This is a genomic window from Pseudomonas sp. PsB (assembly GCF_043658375.1).
Lineage (GTDB): Bacteria > Pseudomonadota > Gammaproteobacteria > Pseudomonadales > Pseudomonadaceae > Aquipseudomonas > Aquipseudomonas putida_Z.
Genome location: NZ_JBIGLU010000011.1, coordinates 41,751 through 57,325, shown reverse-complemented (window position 1 = coordinate 57,325; position 15,575 = coordinate 41,751). Strand labels below are relative to the sequence as shown.

Annotated in this window: 24 protein-coding genes; 2 read left to right on the top strand and 22 right to left on the bottom strand. The window is 58.3% G+C overall.

All coding sequences use genetic code 11. The features are described 5' to 3' along the window. Positions 1 to 49: 49 nt before the first annotated feature. Genes ACGLHT_RS15355 through ACGLHT_RS15325 form a run of 7 tightly spaced genes read right to left on the bottom strand, consistent with a single transcriptional unit; the run spans position 50 to position 4,944 of the window. Positions 50 to 322 carry a hypothetical protein gene (locus tag ACGLHT_RS15355; protein ID WP_123084691.1) on the bottom strand — a complete coding sequence of 91 codons (273 nt, stop codon included), beginning with the start codon at positions 320 to 322 and terminating at the stop codon, positions 50 to 52. Next, positions 315 to 899: a hypothetical protein gene (locus tag ACGLHT_RS15350; protein WP_123084690.1), complete on the bottom strand. Its 585-nt coding sequence runs from the start codon at positions 897 to 899 to the stop codon at positions 315 to 317. Before ACGLHT_RS15350 ends, ACGLHT_RS15355 begins: the two co-directional genes overlap by 8 nt. Then, on the bottom strand, positions 892 to 1,107 hold the full coding sequence (locus ACGLHT_RS15345) for a hypothetical protein (RefSeq protein ID WP_123084689.1): 216 nt from the start codon (positions 1,105 to 1,107) through the stop codon (positions 892 to 894). Before ACGLHT_RS15345 ends, ACGLHT_RS15350 begins: the two co-directional genes overlap by 8 nt. Continuing rightward, positions 1,104 to 3,350, bottom strand: a complete 2,247-nt coding sequence (locus ACGLHT_RS15340) for a hypothetical protein (RefSeq protein ID WP_135192706.1) — start codon at positions 3,348 to 3,350, stop codon at positions 1,104 to 1,106. The genes ACGLHT_RS15345 and ACGLHT_RS15340 overlap by 4 nt, the downstream gene beginning before the upstream one ends. A gap of 44 nt (positions 3,351 to 3,394) precedes the next feature. Next, positions 3,395 to 3,652 (bottom strand): hypothetical protein, encoded by a 258-nt coding sequence (locus tag ACGLHT_RS15335; RefSeq protein WP_123084687.1) that lies wholly within the window; start codon positions 3,650 to 3,652, stop codon positions 3,395 to 3,397. 4 nt (positions 3,653 to 3,656) lie between these two features. Next, positions 3,657 to 4,241 carry a hypothetical protein gene (locus ACGLHT_RS15330; protein ID WP_135192707.1) on the bottom strand — a complete coding sequence of 195 codons (585 nt, stop codon included), beginning with the start codon at positions 4,239 to 4,241 and terminating at the stop codon, positions 3,657 to 3,659. Beyond that, the gene (locus tag ACGLHT_RS15325; RefSeq protein WP_135192708.1) at positions 4,234 to 4,944 is read right to left on the bottom strand and encodes a hypothetical protein; all 711 of its coding nucleotides are present in this window, start codon (positions 4,942 to 4,944) and stop codon (positions 4,234 to 4,236) included. The genes ACGLHT_RS15330 and ACGLHT_RS15325 overlap by 8 nt, the downstream gene beginning before the upstream one ends. A 162-nt stretch (positions 4,945 to 5,106) precedes the next feature. Here ACGLHT_RS15325 and ACGLHT_RS15320 point away from each other — a divergent pair, with 162 nt between their 5' ends. After that, complete coding sequence (locus ACGLHT_RS15320) at positions 5,107 to 5,409, top strand: hypothetical protein (protein ID WP_135192709.1); 303 nt, start codon at positions 5,107 to 5,109, stop codon at positions 5,407 to 5,409. A 228-nt stretch (positions 5,410 to 5,637) separates the two neighbouring features. Here ACGLHT_RS15320 and ACGLHT_RS15315 read toward each other — a convergent pair whose 3' ends face one another. The 3 genes from ACGLHT_RS15315 to ACGLHT_RS15305 are packed head-to-tail and all read right to left on the bottom strand — an operon-like array spanning position 5,638 to position 7,661. Continuing rightward, the gene (locus ACGLHT_RS15315; RefSeq protein WP_274120416.1) at positions 5,638 to 6,288 is read right to left on the bottom strand and encodes a hypothetical protein; all 651 of its coding nucleotides are present in this window, start codon (positions 6,286 to 6,288) and stop codon (positions 5,638 to 5,640) included. Positions 6,289 to 6,344: 56 nt separating this feature from the next. Further along, positions 6,345 to 6,776: a hypothetical protein gene (locus ACGLHT_RS15310; protein WP_274120417.1), complete on the bottom strand. Its 432-nt coding sequence runs from the start codon at positions 6,774 to 6,776 to the stop codon at positions 6,345 to 6,347. Positions 6,777 to 6,803: 27 nt separating this feature from the next. Further along, positions 6,804 to 7,661: a class I SAM-dependent methyltransferase gene (locus tag ACGLHT_RS15305; protein WP_274120418.1), complete on the bottom strand. Its 858-nt coding sequence runs from the start codon at positions 7,659 to 7,661 to the stop codon at positions 6,804 to 6,806. 116 nt (positions 7,662 to 7,777) lie between these two features. Here ACGLHT_RS15305 and ACGLHT_RS15300 point away from each other — a divergent pair, with 116 nt between their 5' ends. Then, entirely contained in the window at positions 7,778 to 8,617 is an 840-nt protein-coding gene (locus ACGLHT_RS15300) for a hypothetical protein (RefSeq protein ID WP_020190442.1), read from the top strand. A gap of 112 nt (positions 8,618 to 8,729) precedes the next feature. On the opposite strand, the gene ACGLHT_RS15295 is transcribed toward ACGLHT_RS15300, so the two are convergent. From ACGLHT_RS15295 to ACGLHT_RS15240, 12 genes are all read right to left on the bottom strand, one after another. Continuing rightward, on the bottom strand, positions 8,730 to 9,107 hold the full coding sequence (locus tag ACGLHT_RS15295) for a hypothetical protein (RefSeq protein WP_274120419.1): 378 nt from the start codon (positions 9,105 to 9,107) through the stop codon (positions 8,730 to 8,732). A gap of 13 nt (positions 9,108 to 9,120) precedes the next feature. Beyond that, positions 9,121 to 9,387, bottom strand: coding sequence for a hypothetical protein (locus ACGLHT_RS15290; protein WP_010792853.1), 267 nt, complete (start codon positions 9,385 to 9,387; stop codon positions 9,121 to 9,123). Positions 9,388 to 9,594: 207 nt separating this feature from the next. Continuing rightward, positions 9,595 to 9,981 carry a hypothetical protein gene (locus tag ACGLHT_RS15285; protein ID WP_274120420.1) on the bottom strand — a complete coding sequence of 129 codons (387 nt, stop codon included), beginning with the start codon at positions 9,979 to 9,981 and terminating at the stop codon, positions 9,595 to 9,597. 216 nt (positions 9,982 to 10,197) lie between these two features. Continuing rightward, on the bottom strand, positions 10,198 to 10,647 hold the full coding sequence (locus tag ACGLHT_RS15280; RefSeq protein ID WP_274120421.1) for a hypothetical protein: 450 nt from the start codon (positions 10,645 to 10,647) through the stop codon (positions 10,198 to 10,200). Positions 10,648 to 10,737: 90 nt separating this feature from the next. Next, positions 10,738 to 11,133 (bottom strand): hypothetical protein, encoded by a 396-nt coding sequence (locus ACGLHT_RS15275; protein WP_274120422.1) that lies wholly within the window; start codon positions 11,131 to 11,133, stop codon positions 10,738 to 10,740. A gap of 49 nt (positions 11,134 to 11,182) precedes the next feature. Then, positions 11,183 to 11,827, bottom strand: a complete 645-nt coding sequence (locus tag ACGLHT_RS15270) for a hypothetical protein (RefSeq protein ID WP_394519681.1) — start codon at positions 11,825 to 11,827, stop codon at positions 11,183 to 11,185. Positions 11,828 to 12,093: 266 nt separating this feature from the next. Beyond that, the gene (locus tag ACGLHT_RS15265; RefSeq protein ID WP_123084680.1) at positions 12,094 to 12,468 is read right to left on the bottom strand and encodes a hypothetical protein; all 375 of its coding nucleotides are present in this window, start codon (positions 12,466 to 12,468) and stop codon (positions 12,094 to 12,096) included. A gap of 148 nt (positions 12,469 to 12,616) precedes the next feature. Continuing rightward, the gene (locus tag ACGLHT_RS15260; protein ID WP_183596622.1) at positions 12,617 to 13,231 is read right to left on the bottom strand and encodes a hypothetical protein; all 615 of its coding nucleotides are present in this window, start codon (positions 13,229 to 13,231) and stop codon (positions 12,617 to 12,619) included. A 23-nt stretch (positions 13,232 to 13,254) separates the two neighbouring features. Further along, entirely contained in the window at positions 13,255 to 13,692 is a 438-nt protein-coding gene (locus ACGLHT_RS15255) for a Lar family restriction alleviation protein (RefSeq protein WP_274120423.1), read from the bottom strand. A 31-nt stretch (positions 13,693 to 13,723) separates the two neighbouring features. Continuing rightward, on the bottom strand, positions 13,724 to 14,026 hold the full coding sequence (locus ACGLHT_RS15250; RefSeq protein ID WP_010792875.1) for a hypothetical protein: 303 nt from the start codon (positions 14,024 to 14,026) through the stop codon (positions 13,724 to 13,726). A 101-nt stretch (positions 14,027 to 14,127) separates the two neighbouring features. After that, positions 14,128 to 14,907, bottom strand: coding sequence for a hypothetical protein (locus tag ACGLHT_RS15245; RefSeq protein ID WP_274120424.1), 780 nt, complete (start codon positions 14,905 to 14,907; stop codon positions 14,128 to 14,130). Positions 14,908 to 15,022: 115 nt separating this feature from the next. After that, positions 15,023 to 15,535, bottom strand: a complete 513-nt coding sequence (locus tag ACGLHT_RS15240) for a hypothetical protein (RefSeq protein WP_274120425.1) — start codon at positions 15,533 to 15,535, stop codon at positions 15,023 to 15,025. Positions 15,536 to 15,575: the final 40 nt, after the last annotated feature.

The window sequence follows — 15,575 nt, the reverse complement described above, 5'->3', positions numbered from 1 at the left end:
TGGGGTGTGCTGGACAATAACGCCCAGGATGTGGATTTGGAGGTCGGGGTTACGGTTGCCGGAGACGAAGGAGCCGCTTCAACTCTTCAAAGTCGGCTAGATCGGACATGCCTTCATCGTCGTGGGCAATGCGCTCCAGCAGATCCCGCGGTAGGACCACATGATTCGCAGGAAGGACGTAAAGCTCCTGCACCTCATAATCAGGCCATTCCTTTGGGTTGGCCTTGACCATGTCATGGTGCTCCTTGCTGCATGGTCCCCAGTGCTGGGGAGCGCTCAGGAAGAACGCACGATGACAAACCGGCTTCAGCTTCTCAGGCATGGCCGGACTCCGCGCCCTTCAGTACAGCGTCCAGCTCTGCAATGACCTCCGCAGGGGTCAGCACTGCTTCTTCGCTGAACATCCTGCAGTCGCCGAAGCATTGCCAGGCGATGACCTGTCCAAGTCGACGAAGAAGCTGTTCATTACCCGTCCGTGCCTGGCCTCTCTTCACCATGACGTTCTTGTGAGAGCTGGTGCCATCGACGGCCATGCCGGTGATGAAATAGTGGTTTTTCCCACGGTTGTAGACGATTTCCTCGCGGCCGGTTCCCTCATGAAGCACCAGTTGCGCTGGCGCTTCGATCTCGCTGTCACCGACCTTAAAGCGAAGCATGTCCCCTTGTTTGATCTGGCCCGGGCCAGTGAGGGCCATCCACTCCGGTGCCATCCTCAGCATGGCGCGGAGAGTGGCAATCTCTTTCTGTGCCGCTGCGAGCGCATTGGCGTTTGCCTGGGATTCGGTGGCTACCTTGTCGAACTCCTCGACGTAGACGACCTCCCCCATACCCTGGCCTACCAGGAAGCCTTGCGGGTGCAGATGTCTCGCATCCACGCTGTAGCGTTGCACCTTATTCATGCTGGTCTCCTTCTGCCTTGGGGCACTTACACGGACCGATTTCCGCGGACCAGGTGCCGGCGAAGCGCGGTTCGACGGTCCAACCGTCGTACAGCCATTTGCCGAGCAGCCTGCCCGCATCCGCTCGCTCAGTGCGATTGATGTCCATCGCACCAATGGCAACGCCGCACTGGCAGGTCGCAACGAACCCAGTTGGACGGCGCTTCATGCCTCGTCCTCCTGGGCGACAACGCCATCACCAACCAGGTCGGAAGCGAGGAGGAACAGTACCGCCTCGGCAATGCCGGATTCACCCGCACGGGAGGCGGCATAGCCGGCGCCGTTGTGCAGGTGCTGGACGATGATGCGCTCGCCGGTACGCTCGATCTTCCAGTTTGCCGGGATCACGCGGACTTGAGCCGCCTGGCTGGCCAGTGCAGTGTCCCGTTCAGCTTGGAACGAGTCGGCAAGGGCCTTGTTAGCGACCGCCAGCCGGTCGAAGAGATCCACACGTGCTTGCAGACCAGCGACGTCGCGCTTGTACTGGTCGGCAGTTACCAGCTCGACCACTACATCGCCTTCGGTGGTTACACGTTCGGCCTGGAGCCGCTCGACGACCTTGGAATCAACCTGAATGTCGTTGTCGCCGTACTCCGAGCCGCTGATTCCTCCCAGCAGCAGAGCACCCACAACGTCAGGTTTGAGTTCCGGAATCAGCCAGGCCGGACGTGTCATGTCTACAGTCGGGATGGATTTGTCGAGCAGGACCTCCTGGGATTCCCCCCAGGTGTATTCGATAACACCATCGGCCGTCGTCTTGCACCCGATCATCCCGAAACTAACGATAGGATTCCGAGTGTGCCGACTCAGCGGGATACCGGCAGTAATCAACTGCTGGCGCGTCGGTTCGTGGTAGTTGAGCAGGCTGCTGCAACCGGTGGGTTCGCTGTCGGGATGCTTCAGTCGGACAACGATCTTCTTCGGCCTGCCTTCTTTGGCGACGGACTCCAGTTCGCTCATTCGGGAGAGAATATCGTCGCGGGGTGCCAGGGGCTGTGCTTTGGAAAGTGCGCCGGCCAGCATGTGGATGCATTTCTCGTCATCCGCAATGAGTGCCATTTCTTCGAACAGCTTGCGTGCCAGTTCGATATCGCCAACAGGCACCGGGCTGGTATTGTCGTCCTCGTCCAGGCGCAGATATTCCGCGTACTCCGCGGCATTGCATTTGGGGCACGGAATATCACCGCCGTTGAGCAGCGGCCCCCCAGGCTCATCGCAGCTATCTTCGTCCCAGAGGTAGCCATTCTGGCATTGAGCATCCAGGTACGGCGCTCCGAAATGTTTGCCTCGGTAGTCACACCCAAGCACAGGGCTAGGGGAGGCTTGCCCGGCTTCGACAGGGCGAGTGGCGTACTCCAACATTTTCCCGATGAGGTCAGCATCGAAGGTGCTGCTCTCGCGCAGATACTCGATGACGAACGTTGGATCGAAGCACGACCAATCAGAAGGTCGTTGATCCTGAACTGCCTCATGCGCGCCAGGTTGCTCAACTGCCGTTTTGATCGAGGACAGGACGTGTGAGCCCACTACTTTTTTGATTGCGGCAAGCAGATAGGACCAAGCAAAACCACGATCTTCCGAAGGGATGAGCCCCAACGCGCGACCGACATCATCCCGGCACTGCTTGTCGAGCGCCAGCAACTGGTCGGAGTGGGCGAGCGGGAGGCTCTTCCCGATTGCGCGCAGTTTGTCACGCAAGTCGTCCAACTTCTCCCACCATTTCTCGCCATAGTGGTGCCGCAGATTCGCGCTGCTGTCGTGCCCGGTGAAAACCTGGATGGCATCTGCAGCCTGTTTCACCAGCTCGAGGGTGTTCGCAATCTTGGTCTCGTAGGTCTCTTCTTGACTACCTCCGGCCAGCACTCCTTCCTGGTGCTCGAGCAGCAGTATTGCCCCTTCCTCAGGGCACTCATCGTGGTAGGCGTACAAGCCTGCCACAGGGAAGTCCTCGTCCTGCTCATGCAGCTCGATCACCAGCGTCTGCTCGAACTGCTCAGGAGTGTTGTCCGGGGCCAGGAACTCGATGGCGTTCAGCAACTGATAGCCGTTCAGCACGAGGCTGGGTACATGCCGGGGTTGATCGTCAGCATCGAGATCGTCCTTGTCGTACGGCGCCATACCCTGGGTGGGCAGCACCTGGGCGGGCTCATGGTCAACCAGGTAGATGGCGATGTCCTCTGGGAGTCTCTCGTGGCGCGCGTAAAGGCCGGACTCAGGACAGCGGATCTCCTGAGATTCGGAGTGCAGTTCGATCACCAGTCGATGACTCATCTGTTCAGGGGTGCGCTCCGGGGCCAGGAACTCCAGAGCATTTCGGATCTCATAGCCGTTCATCGCAAGGCCCATGGCTTGCGGTGTTGCGTCGGCTTCGGTTCGACCACCGGATTTCGAGGGGGATGGGATGAAAGACATGTTGGCTCCACGAGATTGGGAATGAAGAGATGCTGGCGTGCCTGTTACTCTGCAGAGAGCGAGGTGTCAGCCGTGCCGGCGTTCGATTCGGAAGTGATCTTGAGGATCTTTTGCACGCCCTGATTTCGGCGGGCGAGGATCTTGCTGTTCATTTCGTGGGCGGTGTGGTTCTTGCCCTTGAATACCCACCCGCCAGAAGAAAAGAGGGACTGTTTTTCGTCGTACTTCCATTCCTTCAGGTAGGCGTGATACGAGTCCAGCACCTTGGCGATCTTGTCTTCGGCGGTTTGTATCCGGCTCATCTGGCTAGTCCTCCTGCATTTGCTTGTCGAGGATCGCCCCCGTGGCCTCCTTGAGGCCCCGGGAATAGCCCAGCCCTTCAGCGCGGCTTAGCTCAATTTGATGCAAGCTTTGCTGGCGCTCCATGGCATCCGCAGCGTCCTTAAGGCCCCGGGAATAGCCCTGCTCTTCAGCACGGCGAAGCTCGATCTGATGTTGGGTTCGCTGGCGCGCCATTGCTCGGTGGATTTCGGCATCCTCGTCGTTGTAGCTGCGCAGACGTGCTTCCATCTCGCGGTACTCCGCCACGTCGATAAGGCAGGCCGGCGATTGCATCTCATGAGTGCCGAAATGAAGGGCGGCAGCGGCCTCGTCGAGGAAGTGCTCGCCACAGTGGAAGCAACGCCAGCCTGCCGTCCGATCCGCGCGCATGGTGTCGGTTTCGGCCTGCTCTTTTTTCAGGTGCTGGGACAAAATGCAGGCGAAATCAGCAGCCAGGCGATCGCGGATGTATCGGGTGAAGTCGTAGCGTCCGAGTTTGGTTTGGAAGTAATCCACCAGGTAGCCGCGGCCGCCAGCCGATGTGCTCAGGTTGTGCCGGGTCTCACTCATGGGCGTTCTGCTCCTGTTGGGCCAGGCTGGCAAGGAGGGCCATGGACTTGTGAGCTGCCCCGCTGGGGTTGTACTTCGTACAGTTGCTAGTTCTTGTGTCCTGCTTTCCATTCTCATAGCCGGACACGTAGGTGTGCCAGAAGGCGGTGTAGGTGACCAAACCGACATGCCCTTCCACGTCGGTGGGTTCAGGCATGGGCCGGGGCACCTTGGACAGTGCGTTCCACAGTTGGACGAGGCCTGGCTCGGTGAAGGTCGATACCGAATGCTTGCAGGCCGGGCATGCAGCTTTCCAAAAAGGTCCCAGGGAGTTGCGTTCCAGGGTCACGGCCGGAAGACGTTGATCGCCGCAGCGGCACAGGTTGAAGGTGGGCGAGGCAGTAAGCGTCTTGATCTGCGAGAGAGCCCCCTCATACATCCCTGCGAGCTTCGCATGGGCCTCATTCATCCCAGCAATGGTGACCTTGTTACGCTGCAGCTCGGCTTGAGCCGTAGCCAGGTCCTGCAAAGCTATGTCCAGCTGGGCCGTCAGAGCATCCACACTCTGGTGGTACTGCTCAACGGCCATCAGCTGCTTGCACTGCCCCGAAAGGGGCGAGAAGGAAAGGCCGGCGACGTCCTGCTTGTGGTAGTTGAGGTACGCGAGAACCTCCGGCTGATGGATGAGGGACGCCGGTATGGTGCTTTTCGCTTCGATGCTCATCGCTAGCAGTTCCTGAAAAATTGGAGGAATGGGATTTCACGGAAGCAATCATCGTCGCCCTAGGGGTGTGCCAGAACCAGACCCTGCTCAGGCAGGCTGGGCTTCTGCCAGGGGAAACTTGACCAGCAATGCAGTTCCACGCCTGAGCGTTCAAGTCGGCTGATGTCCTCCGTGCGTTCGCGCGGCGATATCAGATTGTCGGGCGTGGTGTCGGGGTGGCCTGGATTCTCCGTAGACGCCTTCCCATCCCGGTTCGTTGGGTTTGTGGCGGCAAGCATCCATACGAAGACGGCCGTCGGCCCCCCTGAACATGAATGCAACGGGCGCCTGATCTTTAAGCCGCTCAAGCTCGGCTTTGAATTGATCGCGTTCCGCTTCAGCGGACTGCAAGGCCAGGACGGTACGCTCGTAGTCTTCCGCATGGTCGGCTTGGTTGAGGTGTGCCAATACCCCAGCAGGAGCTGATCACTCCTGCCACAGTCGCCAGGATCAAGAACACGCCGAGGTGTTTTCGGTGTCGTCTGAGCACGGGATTTCTCCAAAGATGGACCCGGATTGTCCCGCGACCGAAATTTGGCTACCAACGAAAGCGACCGGCTGAAATTCGCTTGATGAGAGTTTTGAGGGGGAAAGCGAGTGTCCTAATCCACTCGCTCGAAATGCTTGTCCTGCGGAGGGTTATGGGGGTGAGAGTTAACCCAACCCATTCGATTCAATGAAAGCGATCACCGATTCAGTCGTCGGTTCGGACAGCAAGTGATACGCCACAAAGTGGAAGCAGCTGTCTTCGCTCTCAAGCATGGAGAGTTCATCTCGGTTGAATGACCAGCGCTGGCCAGCATGGTCAAACTCTGTGTACTTCTCAGGGAGAGGATCGACTGTCACCGGCACGAATTGAGGCTTGGTAATCCATTTGCGTGTCTGGCGGTAATCCTCATCCATCCAGCCCCCAATGCAGGTATTGAACGCGCTGCTATCGAAGTCGTAAGGCTCAGCCTCGTCGATCGTGCTATTGCGGTTCACCGTCAAGCCGATTAGCTCCCCGCTGGCGCTGAGGTAGGCATAATGGCAATCGCCAATTCTCATTGCTATGCCTGGTTTTCCCGTCAGTAGGCGGCGGTACTCATCGAGGCAGCCCTGGAAGGTGTATACCTCAACCCGAAGCTGACAGTAGAGGTCGATTTTCTGGTCGTGGGTCAGGCCGGAATCACCAGAATCGTACTGTTCCCACCATCTCATGAACGCTGGTGCGTCGTGAAACTCGTGGATTGACCGGCTCGCGTTGTTGAGGCAGCTCAGAACTTCGGTTTTGGCTTCGTCCATGATCGTTGGATTGAGGCTCATGATGGGGCTCCATGGCGTGTTAGCGATGAGACCAGTCTGAGGTCAATCGGAGTGTGTCAGAAGCGGGAGGTCAGCAATCGGAGCTGGCGCTTGATCCGCGCCCACACCGTCTGGTGCTGGGTGTATTGCTGCCAAACGCCTTCATCGCTGATCGATTCCAGGACCACAGGGCTTTCCCCTCGGACTCGGAAGAGAAATGCTGTGATGCAACGGCAGGACCGACACACTCCGTGGCCATCGATCACCACGACATCCGGCAGTACGTGGTTCCAGCTCCCCCTAAAGTCCTGCTTTCGGATTTCACTCCCGCACAGCTTGCATTGCGGGACCACCTCAGTGAGCTTAAAGCCCGAGGGGAACGTGAAGGGTAGCCGGGACGCAATCACTTCTCCGGCCTGGTACTGGGCGATCATGGCTTGCAGTTCTTCGGGGCTGACCTTCTCAGGTTGATTCCCTTGAACCGCCTGCTGTTGATTGGTTGTGGTCATGCGGTGTCTCTCCAGATGTTCGATCAGCTATGCGGCCAGCATGTCCAGCTGCTCCGGCTTCGCATATCGCCCGGGGCCCACGCGGCGCGCAGTCTGCTGGCAGACCTTACGGACCTGCTCCTTCCAGTTCGGGTTAGCCGTCGGCCGGCGATCAGCAACGTATTCGTAGATTTGGCTCAGGTCGGCCTCTCCCTCGAACAGATCGAGGGCCTGCCCGACGACCTCGCGCCAGGAGGCGGGGCCCTGACTCATGGCCTCCTGCACATCTTTTGGCAGGCCCTGGAGGTACGCCAGTTCGTGGTAAAGGCTGAGGCCGATCATCAGGCGCTCTTGGTCTTTGGTGAACGTCACGAAAGTCAGGGGATGCTTCAGCCCGGCGTAGAGGTTTCTGGGCAGCATCTCCTGCTGGATGGCCCAGCGTTCGTTGTACCGACACACTCTCGCCGCTGTCTGGAGGAAGTAGCAGGGTAGGACGAATGCCACTTGGCCATTGTCGACCAGCAGGCCGTGTACACGATCCAGCAATCGTTCGATGAATTTGGTTTCGAAAGGCGGATTACCGATGACCAGGGTTGGACGCTCTTCGAGCTCCACCTGGAAGAAGTCGCCGGTAATGACCGGCCTGCCGGTTAGGTCACGTGCTTGCTGAGCGAGATGCGGATCGATCTCTATCCCCAGCGCCGGCACATATTGGGGAACCGCTTGCAGAAAGCGCCCTGGGCCGCACGTTGGCTCAAGGACGAAATCCTTGGCGCTGAGGTGGCTGAAGTTCTTTCGTACGATCGCGGCTGCAGCCCAGGCCGGGGTTGGGTACTGGCCGAGTTCGATCTGTGTGTTATGCGTGCTCATCGCCTCAAGTGCCTGTTCGTTGATCAATTGAGGCAAGAATCGGGCTGGTCCTCCCGTGCCACCATCTGCGATCCGGAAATCAGCCGTAGCCTTTGAGCATGTACCTCCTCAGGAGTGGAGTAGCCTCGGGGAATCAATAGGGGAGATTTCCTATGCCGTGGATTGATCTGAAATCAGCACTGAAAAGCGAGGCCGGATTCCTGGAGTTCATCAGGAGCAGCTATAGGCACGGCACCGTCGTGGCCCTGTGCGCTGGCGCGATTGGAATCCTGAACCGCAGGTTGGAAGCCGCGGTGGCTCGCAAAGACCGTGACGGTCAGCGTTACCTCTATACGCAGATCGAAGTGTTGCGAAGCGAGATGCATGTACGGCTGGAAATCCGAACCGACCAGGCGCTTGCCCGTGGCGTGCTACATCTCGCCGGCGAGGCCGCCCTGGCGCGCGTGCACGACTACCAACGAGAGCGATACCTCTCCGAGTTCTCGAAGCTGTACCCGGAGATCGTGGGCGCTGTGGGAGTGATCCGAGCGAAGTTCTGGGAAGCGGGTGTATATGGTCAAGATTTTCCGCTCTGGGCCCAGCAGAACGGTTTCACCGACACACAACTCCTGCAAGCCATCCAGGTATCGAAACTCAGGGCCTATGACGCCCTGGTCGAACTGAACCGTGAGCTGGAGGAGAACGGGAAAGGCGCCCGGAGTTGGAAACTGAAAACCGAGTGGGACCGCCGGCGGAAGGAGATCAAGTTACTCTCTGATCTGCAATTCAGGTCTGCAATCTACAAGTGCATACGCGATGTGCTTGGCGAAGGCTTTATGCCCGAGCTTGAAAAATGGATGACCCTGAATACTCGGATACCCCACTTTCGGAAGCTTCGAGACCGATCTCGGGACTCGAAACCGAACCTCAAGCTCCAACTGCTCCCGGGCCGGAAATTTCGGCCTGAACGCACTCTTCATCGATGCACGGTGAGTTCGGAACCTCGGGCATGAATCCGAGCCTCACTACGGCTAGTGCGTAGCTTCAGCCCAACCGTAGGGCCCGACCTTCCCTGCAGGAACGAGAAGCCCGACAAATCGGCGGGCCTTGATCGGGGAGGGTGGGTCAGTTCGGGAACCAACGCTCCGCCAGCTCGCGGAACTTCGGCTCCACGGCCTTGGCCTGCTCGATGCCGGCAGAGACATATCCATGGTGCCCGCCGGCCTGCCCTCGCTCCCAGTAACTGCACGCGGCGGCCACCATCTCATCTACTGAACCGCCTTCGGCTCCAATACTCAAGCAGCGCACCGCAGCACCGACGTGGTCTCCGGCTCCAGGGATGCGGCTATCGCTCAGGGCGGCGCACCAACCATGTTCTGTAGGCGCATTGGCCGTCGGAAAGTCGGAGTAGAACTCCATGATCGCAGTGGCCAGTACCAGGGGATCGCCCGGGTAAACGGGATAGTTCCCGGTCACGCTCTTGATGAACGGACTTCCTTCCATCGAAACCCTACCTTCAGTCAGGAGTTGCTGCCTTATGGATTCGCTTGACGTATTCGTGCATGGGTTGGCAATCGCTGTCCTGGTAGCCGAATCGGTTCACGAACGTCGAGAACGAATCCCCACACTCTTCATCCTGTTGCAGCCAGGCTTCGTACTCAGCGGCCACCTTGAGGGCTTTCAAGCGGAATGCCAATGCCGCGGCACGCTGGGCCTTCTCGTCGCGATGCCGACGGATCATTTCTTCTTCTTCGGGGCTCAAAGGGCCTAGGGAATCGGTCATGATTTAGTTACCGGATGCTGGCAGGAGTAAGTGACCTTGACGCCTTCAACAGCTATCTCAGCCTTTTGAACATTTGAACTCTCTTGAATGACCTTCAACAAATCGTGTTTCGTCATTCGATAGTCGTCCTCGTCACTGTAGGGGTATATGACCTCGACAGACGCTCCGGTGAAGATTGCAGTCCAGGGCGAGCCGTTCGCTGTTTGCTTAGGCGCTCCCCTGGAGCGCCAGCTTGATCTGGTTCACGCGGCGCAGTTCGTGTTCGTGCATCCAGTCCATAACCGATTCCGCGGTACCCACGTCCTGGTAGCTGCGCGGGCCGCCCAGGCCCATCTCTGCTCGGGAACCGTATCGCCGGCGCTTCTCTGCCAGATGGCTGATAGCTGTCAGCTCTGCGAGCATCTCGTCGTAGGTGAAACGAGCGCGCATGTATTCGCGAATGTCCATGTCGCTGATCTGGAGAATTGGATCATCCAGGGCAACTACTGCGCCCGGTAGGAGGTGCGCCGGGCACAGAACTAGAGCAGGGCTCGCCGGGGGCGTTTGGGCCGAGAAGGTCAAGCTGAACTGATTGGGAGAGTGGGGGCGCTGCATGGGATAACCTCCTGAAGTGATGAGGCCATCTTCAGGGCAGGCTAACTGTGCCAGAACCGCAGTGCGCACACCTTGCGCACAGGATGGTCACGTCGATTGTTTGAACGATGACTCGGCGCCATGCTAGAACAGAATTGAAAACGGCATTGTGGCGTGGCGGGAAGCCCCCAACTTGGGAACCAAGAGTAAGGTTCCAATCTGGTTTCCCGCCATCCATCAAAAGAGCCCTTGTTGGTGTGAGAGTTTGGCCATGATCCGGACATCCATCTGCCGGCGCTCCTCTCGCATTGCGGCTTCACGCTGGGCCCCGACCCCGTTGTACTTCTCCACCAGGTAAATCAGGTTGGTGGGAGTCCATGCGTTGCGCCAAATGGTGTTCCAATCGCGGATGACCGAAGCCCTGTCGTCGCTCGGTAGGGCGAAAAACATGCTCCTGGCTTTGCGCCAGACTCGCGCTTCCCGATCTCGCCAGTTGATCAAGGTTGCATCATCCCTACGCTGGCGAATCTCTTTCTCGGTTTCCCAGTCGTGCTGTTCCGCTCGGATCATTTCAGCGAAGAGCGGTAAAGCATTCGCCTCACGTTGCTGCCTTCGCTCGAACAAGGAAGCCTTGCGCTGGTTGAAATCCAGACGGCGCAACCGATGAGGAAATGGTTTGAACTTCATTGTTGAACCCCACACGTTGGAATTGGAAAGCCCCAGTTTTTCGGCTGGGGAGTCGAGCGGAACATGTTTCGCTTCGAAGTGACTATCAAATCATCGGGTAGAAGCATGCGTACCAGAACCCATGCGAACCAACTCCGCGATCAGGTCCTCGCAAAGGACAATCTCGTCAAAGGAGGGGTTGATAATGCTGGGCACAATGCTGGCGCTGGCCTTGGCCACCGACATTCGGGTCTGGCAAGCGCCAGCATCGGGAACCAATAATCGGACTTCAACGTGGTGTTCCCACCATTCGCCGTCGATGTAGAAGGCTAGGTCATCGTGCTCGAACAACCAGGGCGCGCTGTCGAGAGGTGCAACGGAAGTTGCCCCCGTGCCCAGCGTCACATCGAAGGTGTGTCCCTTGTAGCCTACTCGGACGGTATGCGGCACGTCTGGCCGTTTCATTCGCAGCGCCCGGGCCGCGGCGTCGGTTGTCAGCTGAATCATGGTCAATCCCTCTCTTTGAACAGCATGCTTTGCGGTAGCAGCGTTAGCATTAGTCGACCAGGCCCAATTCCACGCACTCTTCACGCCAGCCAGCCCAGAGGTCAGACTCGATGGAGGCGTAGGTGTCCTGAATGTCTTGCCAGTGCGCCTGGCGCTCTTCCTCCTCCGCTAACTCCCTCTCGTACTCACGTTCGATGTGCGCCTGAACTACGGTCTCCGCAGCCTCGTCTGCATCCATCCCCCGGCTCCAGGCCAGCAATAAGGTTTTGGCTTGCCCCTGGGTAGCCTCAGCTACTTGCGAGTAGGAAATCTCCATCAAGGCCGCCACTTGCTTGTCCACCGCCACCAGCCATTTCGTGTACGGCTGATCTAGGGGCGAGGCCGGTTTCAGCCACTCAGCCGAGAGCTGACCAATCGAGCCGTTGCGGTAGTTCTCGTAGTACAGCTCCGTGTACAGCTCATGTGCCAGGTTGTACTGCTCAGCCAACTCAGGCACATCCAGTAAGAGCAGAGGGGCGCGTGACCCATAGTGGCGATGGATCAGCACGTCATCGCTTGCCAACTGATGGACAGCGTCATATGCCGACTGCAACGCCTCCTCGGCCTGGGGATCACACCCTTCGATGCTAGAGAGGACAGCTACGTTGTTCCACAGGGAGCGGGCGGCGAGTGCTTTTTCGAATGCAGGGTTCATGAGGCGGCTCCGTGACTGGGTTAGGTCTGATGGAGCCATCATCGGACGTGCCTAGCTGTGCCAGAACCTCCTGCGGATGTGGGCCGATGCAGGGCAAGGCGATCACCCCGGAATCAGTCATAACCGAAGATTGGTAGTCAATCGGCATACGAGGCAGGCGCAATATGCGGAGATGCACCGCAAATATGCGCAGGACCGGGCGAAATGTTCATAGCACCTTCGAATGTATGCGGACCACCTCCGCACATTACGGCCGCCGGCGGAACCTAGAACGGGTTTTCCTTCATCAGTAGCCGGCAGCCCTCGAGCACCAGGTCGTAGTGATCATCGGAAGAAATCAGTCGTTCATGTCGAATAATCGAGAGTGGATCTCTCTCGTTCGGCTCCTCCGCTAGGTTCAGGAAGGTTACGACCATGCGGTGGTACCACCACTCTACGTTTTCCCCCACGGCGGGCCGCACCAACGCATTGGTCTCCGATGTTTCATGCTGAACGCATTGCTTAGGTTCTTCGGGGATGAAGGTGACTTTGAAGTCCACCCACCAGCCTTCGCCTAGATGACGGAGCTCGACGGTATGTTCCTGGTCTCGGCCGGGCATGCGCAGCGCATGGCGGGCGGCCGGGTCGTAGAGGTTCAGCATCGTTCGGAGTCGCCTTCTGGTCCGGCTGCAAAAGCCCCCGGCGCCATTCAGCGCCGAGGAATGAGGTTCAATTTCTGCAGGGTATCAGGGCGCAGGAGGGATTCCAGCGAAGCGTCCTCCCCCGAATCTCGGGGATGATTTTGCGAGATCAGAAGGGGTGTTCTTTGAGGAGCTCATCACAGAGGCGAACGATGATGTCGTAGGGTTCGGAGAAGCTGGGCAGGCAACTGTAGCTGTCACAGGTGGCCTTCACATCGTCGATCTCCGAGCCGTCATGGTTGCGGATATGAACCATGATGTGGTGATACCACCACTCTCCGCGCAGCCATCCTTTAGCCTGCTCGTCGGTTACCGGATGATCGTTGGGGTCTGTGGGTTGGGTGCCATCTTCGTCAGGAAGGAACGTGATGTCGAAGATTCGGCCTTGATATCGCACCCGAACTTCCATTTCCTCATCAGGTTGCTGCATGCGCAGAGCCTGACGTGCACCGGCGGTGTTGAGATCGATCATGAAGGCTACTCCCGAATGTAGTGGTAACAACAAGCCGATCACTCGTACTTGAAAGGCCTGCTTTTGCTCTTGAGCCTCGCATTCTCCCAACCCCGCCCTGTGCCACCAGCTGTTGTCAGGCTGGCGCTTGGTATGCCAGGGGTGACCAGCTACCTGATCGCGATGATTCCCCAACCTCGCCACCCGCTCGAACTCAGCCAAGGTGACGCGCCCGCCGACGGCAGCTCTCGCCATCACGCGATGACCGGCCATGTCTGCCAAATCGATTTGGTCACCTATGTAGAGCTAACCGTTGATCCCAAAGCTGGGGTCCAAATATTGGATGGAGACTTAGGGTCTACTTCGAGAGTCAGCAGTGACTGCCGAGCCTCTGCGAATTCAACCTGGGCCTGAGCATGGTCATAGCGGACTACGGCGATCGCGCCGGTAGGGATCATCCTGGCTTTGTTGAAACAGGTGACAGCTACATCGGCATCGGTTAGGAGTGCCTCCACTGCCTCGGTACTGAGGAAGCCGAGCACCTGCAGGTCGCCGGTGGAGTTAGAGCGCGATTCGTCTACCCCATTCCAGGCGGCAAAGGCTTCTGCCTCGGAGTCCTTGATTGGGCCGCGCGCTCCACAGCACTGGCACTGGATGAAATGGCCCGCCAGACTCTGATCGGCGAGCAAGTTGATGGTCTTGCAGTACGGGCAACGAGCGTTCTGTTGGCTCATCCGTCGCTCCTTTTGCGAGTTGATTCCGATGTTAGGCGGCAGGTGAAGGTTTCTGGATGGCACTGGCTGCTTGAGCCTTGGCCATCGACAGCTTGATGTGTGGTGCTACGCGCTCAGCCGGCAGATCCATACAGATGACCTCATCGGGAAGGTTCACCAAGTGGTGGATGATGTAACGGCACGGCGTCTTGTGGTTGATCACATCAAAGAGCGATTGCCTGTCCCGGCGCTCTACTCGCTTGAGTAAACGCTTCGCCGTTGCTACGACGGCAGCGTCGGTCCGATGGTAAGTGGCTGCCAACGCGAGGCAGAGAATTACGTCTAATGGGCGCATAGGGTTCCTCACGATAGGAAGGCCGGAGCCCCGGATACTACCGGGGGGCCGGTGTCAGTAAGAGCCAAAGTGGTGGACTGTAATTCACCGCTGGCGCGGGGTTACCCGGTCACGGTGGAGTTACCCACGCTTGCGGTGCTAGCAAAGAACTTCTCGATAGATTCCTTGCACTCGATGTAGAAGGGGCCTTGCCAGTCGCGTACCCACTCAGGTGCGAGCCGAGCGTGGATGAAACCGTCAGACTCGTGAGTGTTGTCCCTGATAGCTAATGCATAGGGCCGGTCCATCGCAAGGACCTCGGGCGTTACGTCAATCTCTGTAGGGCCAGGGTCTACACCTATCGCGTTGTCGTTCTGCCAGGCCTGGGGATGGAAAGTTGCGTATACCCGGGGCCCATCTTCCGAGGTTCCATCGTTGGCTAGGTTTTGTGGGGGCAGAGCAGTTACCGGTGGGAATGAGGGGTGCCTTGCGGGTGGAACAGCCTCGACCAGGAAAATTACCTCTCGACCTTCAGACGTCCCGTCCTGGCTGTAGCCGGCGCAGATTCCCTCCAGGATCTCCAGTTCGACCGTATCTGCAAGACGGAGCAACTCCCCGCTGGTGTCGGCGCTCAGGGTTTTGGGCACCATGCCCAGATCGCTCAAAGCATCCAGGAACTCTCCTAGGCCACCTTCCTGCTCCAGTCGAGGGGATAGGTACTTCAGGTATTCGATCAGCGCTTCTCGTTTGCTGCTGAAGAAGAGTGGCCCCTGGATTGCTTCCATGGCGGGCTCACCCAGTGGATAGTCTGCAAACACCAAGCACCACTGTTCGGGGATCTGATGCGTGATGTGGGGCTGCTGCGTCATGGTGTACTCCGCGTCTGTGTCGATGGAGTCCATGTTCATGTCTGGTGGTGGGTGCCAGAAGCGGGCATTGCGAGTATCTGGGCCAGGCGGGTCGCCAATACGGGTCTTCGGTGCCCAACAATCGTAGTGGAGGCCTGCCCAGCCCACACTACAGAGTGATCCCCTTCAACTGATTGTTCAGGACAGCCTCAAGCTGATCGCCAAACCGCGATTGGAGGGCGTGCTCCGTCTTCTCGTTGTACAAAGCGAGGATCAGACGGAACGTTCCTTCCTCGTCACCTCGAATGCGGAACAAGGTGTTGGACTTCAAGAGCGGCTTCGCCTTGTTGAACCACTCCACCTCGTCAGCCATTTGCGGTAGAGCCTGCTCCAGGTATTCGTGGGTATCGCTGGCGTCGATCCGAGAAGCAGCCTCGAAGTTTAGCTGATACCCGTGCTCCTTCAGCGCCTTGACCATTGCTACTTGCTGGATGGAGTCGATCTCGATCGACAGGGGCTTTTCTTCGCCCGGGTCCTGAACGCTCCCCAACCGCTTACCCTTGAGAAACACGATGCAGGACCAGGCCAGATTTTCGCTGTCACCATCTTCGTGAGTGTGCAGGTCCTTCAGCCGTATGCGGGCGGCAGAGATGGCCTTGAGGTTTTTGATGGTCATTTCCATGTGAGATGCCTTTGTGGTTTATGGCATCTCCATCCTCAAT

Coding starts and splice junctions, on each gene's coding strand:
- ACGLHT_RS15315 (WP_274120416.1), bottom strand. CDS start 6,288: ATGAGCCTCAATCCAACGATCATGGACGAAGCCAAAACCGAAGTTCTG.
- ACGLHT_RS15355 (WP_123084691.1), bottom strand. CDS start 322: ATGCCTGAGAAGCTGAAGCCGGTTTGTCATCGTGCGTTCTTCCTGAGC.
- ACGLHT_RS15350 (WP_123084690.1), bottom strand. CDS start 899: ATGAATAAGGTGCAACGCTACAGCGTGGATGCGAGACATCTGCACCCG.
- ACGLHT_RS15325 (WP_135192708.1), bottom strand. CDS start 4,944: ATGAGCATCGAAGCGAAAAGCACCATACCGGCGTCCCTCATCCATCAG.
- ACGLHT_RS15245 (WP_274120424.1), bottom strand. CDS start 14,907: ATGGACTCCATCGACACAGACGCGGAGTACACCATGACGCAGCAGCCC.
- ACGLHT_RS15255 (WP_274120423.1), bottom strand. CDS start 13,692: ATGAGCCAACAGAACGCTCGTTGCCCGTACTGCAAGACCATCAACTTG.
- ACGLHT_RS15330 (WP_135192707.1), bottom strand. CDS start 4,241: ATGAGTGAGACCCGGCACAACCTGAGCACATCGGCTGGCGGCCGCGGC.
- ACGLHT_RS15320 (WP_135192709.1), top strand. CDS start 5,107: ATGTCCTCCGTGCGTTCGCGCGGCGATATCAGATTGTCGGGCGTGGTG.
- ACGLHT_RS15250 (WP_010792875.1), bottom strand. CDS start 14,026: ATGCGCCCATTAGACGTAATTCTCTGCCTCGCGTTGGCAGCCACTTAC.
- ACGLHT_RS15335 (WP_123084687.1), bottom strand. CDS start 3,652: ATGAGCCGGATACAAACCGCCGAAGACAAGATCGCCAAGGTGCTGGAC.
- ACGLHT_RS15310 (WP_274120417.1), bottom strand. CDS start 6,776: ATGACCACAACCAATCAACAGCAGGCGGTTCAAGGGAATCAACCTGAG.
- ACGLHT_RS15275 (WP_274120422.1), bottom strand. CDS start 11,133: ATGATTCAGCTGACAACCGACGCCGCGGCCCGGGCGCTGCGAATGAAA.
- ACGLHT_RS15340 (WP_135192706.1), bottom strand. CDS start 3,350: ATGTCTTTCATCCCATCCCCCTCGAAATCCGGTGGTCGAACCGAAGCC.
- ACGLHT_RS15295 (WP_274120419.1), bottom strand. CDS start 9,107: ATGGAAGGAAGTCCGTTCATCAAGAGCGTGACCGGGAACTATCCCGTT.
- ACGLHT_RS15285 (WP_274120420.1), bottom strand. CDS start 9,981: ATGCAGCGCCCCCACTCTCCCAATCAGTTCAGCTTGACCTTCTCGGCC.
- ACGLHT_RS15240 (WP_274120425.1), bottom strand. CDS start 15,535: ATGGAAATGACCATCAAAAACCTCAAGGCCATCTCTGCCGCCCGCATA.
- ACGLHT_RS15260 (WP_183596622.1), bottom strand. CDS start 13,231: ATGGCCGGTCATCGCGTGATGGCGAGAGCTGCCGTCGGCGGGCGCGTC.
- ACGLHT_RS15345 (WP_123084689.1), bottom strand. CDS start 1,107: ATGAAGCGCCGTCCAACTGGGTTCGTTGCGACCTGCCAGTGCGGCGTT.
- ACGLHT_RS15270 (WP_394519681.1), bottom strand. CDS start 11,827: ATGAACCCTGCATTCGAAAAAGCACTCGCCGCCCGCTCCCTGTGGAAC.
- ACGLHT_RS15300 (WP_020190442.1), top strand. CDS start 7,778: ATGCCGTGGATTGATCTGAAATCAGCACTGAAAAGCGAGGCCGGATTC.
- ACGLHT_RS15265 (WP_123084680.1), bottom strand. CDS start 12,468: ATGCTGAACCTCTACGACCCGGCCGCCCGCCATGCGCTGCGCATGCCC.
- ACGLHT_RS15280 (WP_274120421.1), bottom strand. CDS start 10,647: ATGAAGTTCAAACCATTTCCTCATCGGTTGCGCCGTCTGGATTTCAAC.
- ACGLHT_RS15290 (WP_010792853.1), bottom strand. CDS start 9,387: ATGACCGATTCCCTAGGCCCTTTGAGCCCCGAAGAAGAAGAAATGATC.